Below are 10,073 nucleotides of genomic sequence, written 5' to 3' on the forward strand. Positions count from 1 at the left end.
CCCCGCCTCCTGATCGCCCACGCGGTGGCGGTCGCCGTCGTCACCGTGCTGCTCGTGGTCCTCGCCGCGCAGCCCGCGCCGGACGCGAACATCGGCGCGGGCCTCGCCCTGCTCGCGACGCTGCCGTTCGGCCTGCCGTTCGGCCTGCCGTGGACGCTGGGGCTGCTGCTCGCGCCGACCGGCTGGGCCACGGGCGCCGCGGTCGCCATCGCGGTCGGGTGCGCCTGGTGGAACGTCGTGCTGCACGCGCTGCTCCGGGTGCACCTGCACCGGCGCGCGGCCGCGCGGGGAGCCGCGCCGACCGGGGCCGCTGCGGGCTGACCCCGCCCGAGTGCGGGCCGCCGCGCGCCGGGCGACGCTGAAGACGATGATCTCCCGCACCCCCCGCACCGCCCTCGAGCCGGAGCCCGGGCCGGACCCGTCCGCCCGCCGGCTCCCCCGGTTCCGCGCCGCCGGCACCGCCACCTCCCGGTTCCTCGCCGCCCGGCCCTGGCTCACCCGCGCAGTCCGCACCACCGGCGCCGCGGTCATCGCGTGGGTCCTGGTGCGCCTCGTCCCGGGCCCGTGGAGCGACTACCCCTACTACGCGCCGCTCGGCGCGGTGATCGCCACCTCCGTGACCGTGCGCGGCACGACGCGGCGGTCGGTGCAGGCGACGCTGGCGATCGCGCTGGGCGCGGTGGTGGCGCGCGCCACGGACGCGCTCGACCTCCCCGGCGTCGCCGGCCTGGCGCTCGTGGTGCTGGTGGGGGTGCTGCTGTCCGGCTGGCGGCTGCTCGGCGACATGGGCTCGTGGGTCCCGACGGCCGCGCTGTTCGTGCTCATCATCGGGAACGCCGACCCGGTCGGGTACATCTCGGCCTACGTCGGGCTCACGCTGTTCGGGGCCCTGGTCGGCGTCGCGGTGAACCTGGTGGTGCCGCCGCTCCCCCTGACCCCCGCCGAGCGGTCGCTCGACCGGCTCCGCGCCGCAGCGAGCGACCACCTCGACGCGCTCGCCGCAGCGGTGCGCGACGACGACGCGCCGGTCCCCCCGGACCGGCCGCTGCGCTCCGCCCGGGCCGCCGCCGGGGCCGCCGTCGCGGACGCGCAGGAGGCGGCGCGGGGCAACTGGACCGCCCGGCACTACCGGTCCTGGCGCCAGCGTCAGGACCGGCACGCCGCGTCCCTCGACGCCGCCGCGGTGGTGGTGCTGGACGTGCGCCGAGCCGTCGCCACCGCCCGCACGGTCGCGGACGCCGGTGCGACGCCGCCAGAGGAGCGCGCCGTCCACGTCCCGATCCTCGCGCGCGCCGGGGACCAGGAGCGGGCCGACGCGGTCCGCGAGGGCACGGCCCGGGCCATCGAGGCCGGTGCCGCCCTCGTGCGCGCCCTGCGGCCCGACGGCCCGGGCGCCGGGACCGAGGACGCCGACGACGCGGACCACGCGGCGGCCGAGCTCGCGCAGGCGCTCGACGACCTGCAGGAGGCGGTGGCCGCGGACCGCGGGACGGCGGCGGGCGCGACCCGGCCGGCCGACGGCGTCGTGGTGGCGCTGACGCCGCTGCTCACCGGCTGACGGCGCGCCGCCCGTCGCGCGACCGGGCACGTGAACGGCGGGTGACGACTCGCCCACGGAACGGTGCCCCTGGTGCGCGCCGGCGAGGTGGCGAGCACCGTGGGCGCCGTGGACGCTGCAACCGTCATCCTCGTGCTGGTGGTCGTCGTCGCGCTCGCGTTCGACTTCACGAACGGGTTCCACGACACGGCGAACGCGATGGCCACGTCCATCGCCACCCACGCGCTGCCCCCGAAGGCGGCCGTGACCCTCTCCGCGGTGCTCAACCTGGTGGGTGCCTTCCTGTCCGTCGAGGTGGCGCTCACGGTCACCAACGCCGTCGTCCGGATCCAGGAGCCCGACGGCGCACCCAGTCCCGACCTCGTGCAGGACGGCGGCGAGGGGCTGCTGCTCATCGTCCTGACCGGCCTCGTCGGCGCGATCGTGTGGAACCTGCTGACCTGGCTGCTCGGCCTGCCGTCGAGCTCGTCGCACGCGCTGTTCGGCGGCCTGGTCGGCGCCACCGTCGCCGGTCTCGGCTGGGGAGCGGTGCACTGGACCGGGGACGGCGGCGACCCCGACGGCATCCTCGGCAAGGTCGTGATCCCCGCCGTGGCGTCCCCCGTCATCGCGGGTGTGGTCGCGGCGACCGGCACCTGGTTCGTGTACCGGGTCACCGTCGGTCTGGCCACGCGCTCCACCGAGCGCGGGTTCCGCTGGGGCCAGATCGGCTCCGCCTCGCTGGTGTCGCTCGCGCACGGCACGAACGACGCGCAGAAGACGATGGGCGTGATCACGCTCGCCCTGATCGCCTCCGGGCACTGGACCAGCACGACCTCGATCCCCCTGTGGGTGAAGGTCTGCTGCGCGCTGGCGATCGCGCTCGGCACGTACCTCGGCGGGTGGCGGATCATCCGGACCCTCGGCAAGGGCCTCATCGACATCGCGCCGCCGCAGGGCATGGCCGCCGAGACCGCCTCCGCCGCGACCATCCTCGTGTCCAGCCACCTCGGGCTGCCGCTGTCGACGACCCAGGTCACCACCGGCTCGGTGCTCGGTGCCGGGATCGGGCGGCCGGGTGCGACCGTGCGCTGGCGCGTCGCCGGGCGGATGGGCGTCGCCTGGCTCATCACGATGCCCGCGGCCGGGCTGGTCGGGGCGGCGACCTGGTTCCTCGCGCACGTGCTCGGCGGCGGGGTGCTCGGGGCGGCCGCGGTGGTCCTGGTGCTGGTGGCGCTCAGCGGCGCCCTGTACGTGCGGTCGCGGCGGGACTCCGTGCACGCGGGCAACGTCAACGACGAGTGGCAGGAGCCGGCGCGCGAGCGCCGCCCGGCCACGGCGGGAGGGGTGCGCTGATGCTGGCGACGGAGACGGGGATGCTGGGGCAGGTGCTGCTCGTGTCGCTCGTGCTGGGCGCGGGCCTGCCGGTCCTGTTCGGGCTCGGGCTGCGCGCCACGGCCTGGGGCGCCGGCGGCGACGCCGAGGAGCACGCCGCGGGCGTCGCGCCCCGGCCGCACCCGCTCGGCCGGGTGCTCGGGATCCTGTGCTTCGCGCTCGCGCTCGCCGGGGTGGTGCTGGGCATCACCGTGGTCGTGGCGTCCGGGCTCGGGTACGAGGTGAGCCTCGGCGGCGGCCCGCTGCTGGTCGAGAAGTCCTGAGGGGGCCGACGATGACCGAGACCGGGACGAGCACCTGGCCCGCGCGGGTGCTGCGCTGGCTGCGCGCCGGGTACCCGACGGGCGTGCCGCAGCAGGACTACGTCGTGCTGCTCGGGCTGCTGCGGCGGTCGCTCACCGACGCCGAGGTGCACCAGATCGCGGGCGACCTCGCGGTGCTCGCCAGCCGGGGCGCCGCGATCACCACGGCCGACGTCGAGCGGATGATCGGGGCGGCCACGCTCGACGCGGCGTCGGAGGCGGACGTCGCGCGGGTGTCGGCGCACCTGGCGCGCGGCGGGTGGCCGCTGGCGGGCCCGGACGCCCACTGACCGTGCGCGGACCGGGCACGCGGACCGGGCGCGCGGAACGCCCCCGCGGGCGACCCCGCCGCGGCTAGCGTGGCGGCATGTTCGGCTCGCTCACCCCGCTGGTGATCATCGCTGCGTACTGGGTCCTCCCGGTCGTCGTCGTGGCGTTCCTGCTGTACCTGGTCGTGCGGCGCGGAGTGCGGGACGGGATGCTCGACGCCCGGCGGGTCGACGCGGAGGAGGCGGCGGAGCGGCGCGCCCGGGCGGCCGCTGCCGCCGCCCGGGAGGCCGGGGCACCCGCGCCGGCCGGCCCCGGGACGACGTCCACCTGAGTCGGGCGCGCGGGCGTCGACCCCGCGCGGGCACGCACGCGGGGCGGCCACGGGTCACCTACGGGCGCGGGTCGACCCGGCGCCACGGCTTCTCGTCGCGCCGCTGGCCCGTCCCGGCCGCGCACCGCGGGCACACGCGGCCGACCGCGTCGGCGTGCCGCCCGGTGGCGGGCTGCACGTCGGCCCAGCGCACGTGCGGGAACCGCTCCAGCGCCGACCGGTGCAGCGACAGCCCGCACACCGTCTCGTTGCGGCCCGGCTCCCAGGCGTGCACCTCCCCGGCGGGGACGCGGACCCCGTCGGGGTCGGTCCACCGGCTCGACGCGGCGACGGCCGCGGACCTCGGGCGGGGCACCCGGTCGACGTTAGCCGCCGGGCCGGGCACCGGCACCCCGGCGGCACGACGGGGCCGACGACCTCGTCAGACCGACGGCGCCGCCCCGTCGAGCACGAACCGCACCGTGCGCTCCGGCACCGACACCTCGTCCAGCCGCACGCGCACGTCGGTGCCCAGCGGCAGCGCCGCGCCGGCGACCCGTCCCCGGACCGCCGGGTCGCGGAGCTGCACGACCCCGCTCTCCCCGCCGTCCCGGACGTCGACCACGACGCCGTCGAACTCCTCGCCGACCCGGTCCTGCAGCAGGGCGGCCTCGACCAGGTCCACGCAGCCGCGCTCGTACGCGGACGCCCGCCGGTCGCCCGCGGCCATCAGCCCGGGCAGGTCGGGCAGCGCCGCGCGGGCCCACGCCGGCACCTCGACGCCGGCGGACACCGCGAGGCACACCTCGCCGACGAACCGGTCGACCAGCCGCCGCAGCGGCGCGGTGGTGTGCGCGTACGGCGCGGCGATGGCGGCGTGCAATGGCTGCTCGGGGGGCGCGCCGTCGAACGCGACGTACGCGGCGCCTCGCAGCAGCGTCGTGGCCTCGGTGAGCAGGGCGGCGTGCGCGGGCACCCCGGCGTCCAGCCCGCGCACGACGGTCGCGGCGTCGGCGCCCTCCGGCCACGGCACGCCGAGCGCCCGCGCCGAGGACCGCAGCCGCTCGACGTCGCGCGGGTCGGCGGGCGGCAGGGTGCGCAGGACCCCGACCCCGGCGTCGAGCATCATCGTGGCCGCGCACATCCCGGTGAGCAGCGACACCTGGGCGTTCCACTCCTCGACGGGCAGGGTCGCCCGGCTGGTCAGGGTCCACCGGCCCCGGGCGTCGACCTCGACCACCTGCTCCGGTGTCGGGAGGGTCAGGCCGCCGCGCGCGACCTCGGCGGCCTGCCGCAGCCGGCCCACCGCGCGCAGCAGCACGAGGGTCTCGTCGGCGGTGCCGTCGTCGAGCGCCCGCTGGGCGCCCTCGTAGGTGAGCTGGGCCCGGCTGCGGACCGTCGCGCGCCGGACCCGGGCGTCGGTCGGTGCGCCGTCGGCGTCCAGGTCGACCTCCCACAGCAGGGCGGGCGCGTCCTGCCCCGGGAGCAGGCTCGCCGCGCCCTCGGAGAGCTCCGGCGGGTGCAGCGGGGTCCGGCCGTCCGGGGCGTACAGCGTGACCACCCGCCGGCGCGCCTCGGCGTCGACCGCCCCGCCGGGGCGCACCCACGCGGCCACGTCGGCGATCGCGTACCGCAGGCGGTACCCCGCGCCCCGGCGCTCCAGGTGCACGGCCTGGTCCAGGTCCCGGGAGCCCTCGGGGTCGACGGTGACGAACGGGACGTCGGTGGCGTCCACGCGCTCCGGCGCGCCCGGGGGGACGGCGGCGGGACCGCTCGCGAGGACGGACGCGACCTCGGCGCGCACGTCCTCCGGGAACGCGGCGGGGACGTCGAGCTCGGCGCGCAGGGCGTCGAGGCCGGCGCGGACGTCGGCGTCCACCCGGCGGGCGTCGTCGGCGGCGGTCGGCGCGGGGCGGAGGCGGACGTGACGTCGGGGCACGCGGTGAGCCTAGGGCGGGACGCGGGCCGGTGCCCGGTGGTCGCGCGGTCGCGCGCCTCCGGGTCCCCTCCCCTTTGTCGCGTGCCCCGACGATCGTCCGGGGGACGGCGCGACGAAGGGGTGGGGACTCGGGTCAGGCGGACGTCACCGCGCCGCCGCCGCGACCGCGCCGAGGCCCTGGAGCTCCAGGACCGCCGACCGGACGGCCGCCGCCGGCACCGCGTCGCCCGCCGCCAGCGCCGCCGCGACGACCGGTGGCACGTCGGGCTCCGAGCACAGCACGACGGGCGCGTCGGCCACCGACGTCGGCAGCCGGCCGTGGCTGCCGGCGACGCGCGCCGGGTCGAGCGGGGTGGTCGACATGGCGTACCGCAGCCCGAGCTTCTTCTTCAGCAGGTTGAGCCCCGCGCGGGCCTGGGCGGCCCGGTCGGCGAAGAACAGCTCGGCCGGGTCGTAGCCGGGCTTGCGGTGGATGTCGACGCCCCGCGCGTAGTCGGGTGCGCGGTCGTCGTCCAGCCAGAAGTAGTACGTGAACCACGCACCGGGCTCGGCGACGACGACGAGCTCGCCGGACCGCTCGTGGTCCAGGCCGTAGCGGGCCTGGGCGGCGCGGTCCAGGACCTCGTCGACGCCGGGGACGGCCCGGAGCAGGGCCGCGACCCGCGGGACGTCGGCCTGGTCGGCGACGTACACGTGCGCCACCTGGTGGTCGGCGACGGCGAACGCGCGCGAGGTCCACGGGTCGAGCTGCTCGCCGTTGGCCTGGGTGTACACGTGCAGCAGCCCCTCTTCGCGGAGCAGGCGGTTGAGGTGCACCGGCCGGGATGCCGGCTCGATGCCGTACTCGGACACCGCGAGCACGGTGGCGCCGCGGGCCTCGGCGTCGTCGAGCAGCGGGGTCAGCGCGCGGTCGAGGTCGGCCGCCGCGGCGTCGGCGCGCGGGTCGTGCGGCCCGAACCGCTGCAGGTCGTAGTCGAGGTGCGGGACGTAGGCCATCGTCAGGTCGGCGGGCCGGGTCGCGAGGAGGTGCCGGGTGGCGGCGACGATCCACTCCGTCGACGCGATCGACGCGGTGGGCCCCCAGTACTGGAACAGCGGGAAGTCGCCCAGCCGCTCGACGAGCTCGTCGTGCAGGGCCGGCGGCCGGACGTAGGCGTCCGGGGACTTGCGGCCGTCGGCGTGGTAGACCGGCCGGGGCGTCACGGTGACGTCGGTGGACATGCCCATCGCGTACCACCAGCAGACGTTCGCGGCGGTGTAGCCCGGCTCGGCACGGCGGGCGGTCTCCCAGACCTTCTCCCCCGCGACCAGCCGGTTGTGCTGCCGCCACAGGTGCACCTCGCCGAGGTCGCGGAAGTACCAGCCGTTGCCGACGACGCCGTGGCCGGACGGCGCCAGGCCGGTGAGCATCGTCGACTGCACGGAGCAGGTCACGGCGGGCAGCACGGTGCGCAGCCCCGCGCGCCAGCCGCCGTCGGCGAGCCGGGAGAGCCGCGGCATGTGCGCCAGCGCGCGCGGAGTGAGCCCGACGACGTCGAGCAGGAGCAGGGGCCTCATGCGGTCCTCCGGGTGGTGAGGTCGTCGCCGTCGGCGTCCCACCAGGACCCGCGGTCCAGGTGGTCGACCGCCCAGCGCACCTCGGCGGCGATGCCGGCGACCAGGTCGTCGGCCGCGCGGGCCGCGAGGTCGTCGGGCAGGACGGCCCAGGTGTAGGTCTCGACGTCGAGGTGCGCGGCGTCGCCGTGCGGGCCGCGCAGGACGGCGGTGACGGCGTCCCGCAGCACGTCGGTGGTCGCCGACAGCGGGGCGGCGGGCCGGGCGTGCAGCGGGACGTGCACGTGCACCCGCCACGCGCCGGCGCCGGGCAGGCCCCCGGCGGCCAGCGCGTCCGGCAGGTCGTCGGCGGCGTGCACGGCTCCCCCGCTGCGCTCCCGCACCTGGTGCAGGTACCGCGGCTCGGCGAACCGCGCGACGGCGGCGCGCGAGACCGGGTCGGCGGGGTCCTCGACGTGCAGCGCGGCCGAGGCCTGCACCTTGACGACCCGCAGCCCCGCCTGCCGGATCCGCCGCACGGCGGCCACCGGGTCGGCGAACGACACGGCGAGGTGGCAGGTGTCGAGGCACACGCCGACGTGCTCGGGGTCGATCTGCCCGGGCCCGGCACCGAGCCGGGGCTCGAGCCAGCCGACGACGTCGGCGACGGTGTCGAGGACGCAGGCGGGCTCGGGCTCGACGGCGAGCCGCACCGTGCGGCCGGTGCGCGCGGCCAGCTCCCGCAGGCCGGCGGAGACCGCGGCGAGGGCGGCCGCCGCCGCGGCGTCATCGGCGGGGGTCCACGGCTCCCGCCACGCGAGCGGCAGCGTCGAGATCGAGCCGTCGACGCCGTCGGGCAGCAGGTCGGCCAGGACCTCCGCGCACGCCAGCGTGTAGGCGGCCCGGGCCGGGTCCGCCCAGGTCGGGGTGTAGACCGCGTGCTTGACCACCTCGGCGTGGAAGCCGCCGTACGGGAAGGCGTTCAGGGTGTGCGCGGTCAGCCGGTGCCGCGCGAGGGCGGCCCGCAGCCGGTCGCGGTCGTCGGTGCTCGCGGCGAGCCGGTGCGCGAGGTCGGCGGGCAGCCACAGGCCGACGCCGAGGGTGTCGAGCCCCGCGGCCTCGCGGACGGGACCCGCGTACCGGTCGAGCTGCGCGAGGACGCCGTCGAGGTCCTCGGCCGGGTGGACGTTCGTGCAGTACGAGAGCGGCATGGTCATGCGCGCACCCCGCGCAGCACGGAGGAGCCCTCGAAGGTCGCCGGCGCCGGCGCCTCGCCCGCGACGAACCCGGGGACCGGGTCGAGCACGAGGTTGCCGGACTGCCCGTAGAACTCGACGGGGTTCCGCCACAGCACGCGGTCCACGTCGTCCTCGGTGAAGCCCTGCTCCAGCATCGTCATGCCGGTGCGCCAGGTCTTGAGCGGGTCGGAGCGACCCCAGTCGGCGGCCGAGTTCACGATCATCCGCTCGGTGCCGTACTCCCGCAGGATCGCGACCATCCGGGTCTCGTCCATCTTGGTGTCGGGGTAGATCGAGAACCCGGCCCAGGCGCCGGCGTCGCGCACGGCGGCCACGGTGGTCTCGTTGAGGTGGTCCACGAGCACCCGCTCCGCGGGCAGCCCCGACTCGCGGACGACGTCGAGGGTGCGCCGGGTGCCGGCCTGCTTGTCCCGGTGCGGGGTGTGCACGAGCACGGGCAGGTCGGCGTCCAGGGCCAGGGCGAGCTGCCGGGTGAACGCCTCGTCCTCGGCCGGGGTCATGGCGTCGTAGCCGACCTCGCCGACCGCGACGACGCCGTCCTTCGCGAGGTACCGCGGGATGAGGTCGAGCACCTCGGCGCACCGCGGGTCGTTGGCCTCCTTCGGGTTGAGGGCGATGGTCGCGTGGTGCCGGACGCCGAACTGCGCCGCCCGGAACCGCTCCCAGCCGAGCAGGGCGTCGAAGTAGTCGACGAACGAGCCGACGCTCGTCCGCGGCTGACCCAGCCAGAAGGCGGGCTCGACGACCGCGCGGACGCCCGCGGCGTACATCGCCTCGTAGTCGTCGGTGGTCCGGCTGGTCATGTGGACGTGCGGGTCGAAGATGCGCATCACGGCTCCTCGGTGTCGGCGGTGCGGGTGGGGCGGTCGGCGGTGGTGCGGCCGGGTGCGGGCGCGGTGAGGCGGGCCAGGTCGTCCGGGACGGCGCGGCCGGCCGCGCGGCGCTCGGTGGCGAGGTCGCGCGCCATCCGGGCGAGCTCGGCGTCGGCGCGGTCGTCCAGGGCCGCGACCGCGTCGAGGCTGGTCCCCTGGAAGACCAGCTTCACGACGGCGTGCCGCCAGGTGTGCTGGTCGAGGTGCACGGCGGCGAACGGCCCGACGGCCGCGGCGACCAGCGACGTGTCGTTGGCGCGCAGGGCGTCGGCGGCCAGGTCCCGGCCGACGGCGACCAGCGGCCCCGGCAGGTCCCCGCCCCGCGCGACCGCCAGGGCGTCCAGGCCGCGGAGCACGCCGCGGCGCTCCGCGGTGTCCCCCGCGCGGTACAGGTCGGCCAGGTGCTCGGCGAGCCGCCCGGCGTCGCCGCGGTGGGCGGCGTCCAGCTCCAGGACCACGGCCGCGCGGGCGGCGTCGTCCACGGTGCCGTGCACCACGCCGGCCGGGTCCGTGGCCGGGCGCAGCGGGTCCCGGCCGACCCGGCGCCCCGCGAGCGGGAACACCCGGTCGGCGGTGCGGGGGTCGCGCCGGACCTCCGCGAGGGCGTCGGCGAGCCAGCCGGCGTGCGGGGCGCGGGCGGCCGCGACGACCGCGGT

12 protein-coding genes are annotated in these 10,073 nt (G+C 77.8%); 6 read left to right on the top strand and 6 right to left on the bottom strand.

Annotated elements, in window-relative coordinates; all coding sequences use genetic code 11:
* The 6 genes from G6556_RS13735 to G6556_RS13760 all read left to right on the top strand — a co-directional run.
* On the top strand, positions 1-321 hold a 321-nt coding region (locus tag G6556_RS13735; RefSeq protein WP_205693479.1), incomplete at its 5' end, for a hypothetical protein.
* Between the two features lie 46 nt (positions 322-367).
* On the top strand, positions 368-1,558 hold the full coding sequence (locus tag G6556_RS13740; RefSeq protein ID WP_166942403.1) for a hypothetical protein: 1,191 nt from the start codon (positions 368-370) through the stop codon (positions 1,556-1,558).
* 108 nt (positions 1,559-1,666) lie between these two features.
* Positions 1,667-2,893, top strand: coding sequence for an inorganic phosphate transporter (locus tag G6556_RS13745; RefSeq protein ID WP_166942406.1), 1,227 nt, complete (start codon positions 1,667-1,669; stop codon positions 2,891-2,893).
* Positions 2,893-3,195, top strand: a complete 303-nt coding sequence (locus G6556_RS13750; protein WP_166942409.1) for a hypothetical protein — start codon at positions 2,893-2,895, stop codon at positions 3,193-3,195. Before G6556_RS13745 ends, G6556_RS13750 begins: the two co-directional genes overlap by 1 nt.
* 11 nt (positions 3,196-3,206) lie before the next feature.
* Entirely contained in the window at positions 3,207-3,524 is a 318-nt protein-coding gene (locus G6556_RS13755) for a DUF3349 domain-containing protein (RefSeq protein WP_166942411.1), read from the top strand.
* A gap of 77 nt (positions 3,525-3,601) precedes the next feature.
* Complete coding sequence (locus tag G6556_RS13760) at positions 3,602-3,835, top strand: hypothetical protein (RefSeq protein ID WP_166942414.1); 234 nt, start codon at positions 3,602-3,604, stop codon at positions 3,833-3,835.
* Positions 3,836-3,893: 58 nt separating this feature from the next.
* On the opposite strand, the gene G6556_RS13765 is transcribed toward G6556_RS13760, so the two are convergent.
* The 6 genes from G6556_RS13765 to G6556_RS13790 all read right to left on the bottom strand — a co-directional run.
* Positions 3,894-4,190: a hypothetical protein gene (locus tag G6556_RS13765; protein ID WP_166942417.1), complete on the bottom strand. Its 297-nt coding sequence runs from the start codon at positions 4,188-4,190 to the stop codon at positions 3,894-3,896.
* Between the two features lie 66 nt (positions 4,191-4,256).
* On the bottom strand, positions 4,257-5,753 hold the full coding sequence (locus tag G6556_RS13770; RefSeq protein ID WP_166942420.1) for an RNB domain-containing ribonuclease: 1,497 nt from the start codon (positions 5,751-5,753) through the stop codon (positions 4,257-4,259).
* Between the two features lie 144 nt (positions 5,754-5,897).
* On the bottom strand, positions 5,898-7,310 hold the full coding sequence (locus G6556_RS13775; RefSeq protein WP_166942423.1) for a nucleotide pyrophosphatase/phosphodiesterase family protein: 1,413 nt from the start codon (positions 7,308-7,310) through the stop codon (positions 5,898-5,900).
* Positions 7,307-8,503: a metabolite traffic protein EboE gene (gene eboE, locus G6556_RS13780; RefSeq protein ID WP_240934504.1), complete on the bottom strand. Its 1,197-nt coding sequence runs from the start codon at positions 8,501-8,503 to the stop codon at positions 7,307-7,309. Before eboE ends, G6556_RS13775 begins: the two co-directional genes overlap by 4 nt.
* A complete protein-coding gene (locus G6556_RS13785) occupies positions 8,500-9,375 on the bottom strand; it encodes a TatD family hydrolase (RefSeq protein WP_166942425.1) in 876 nt (291 codons plus the stop codon). The genes eboE and G6556_RS13785 overlap by 4 nt, the downstream gene beginning before the upstream one ends.
* The coding region (locus tag G6556_RS13790; RefSeq protein WP_240934505.1) for an EboA domain-containing protein at positions 9,375-10,073 on the bottom strand (699 nt) is incomplete at its 5' end. The genes G6556_RS13790 and G6556_RS13785, both read right to left, overlap by 1 nt.

The organism is Cellulomonas sp. IC4_254 (assembly GCF_011603975.1).
In the GTDB taxonomy this organism is placed as follows: Bacteria; Actinomycetota; Actinomycetes; order Actinomycetales; family Cellulomonadaceae; genus Cellulomonas.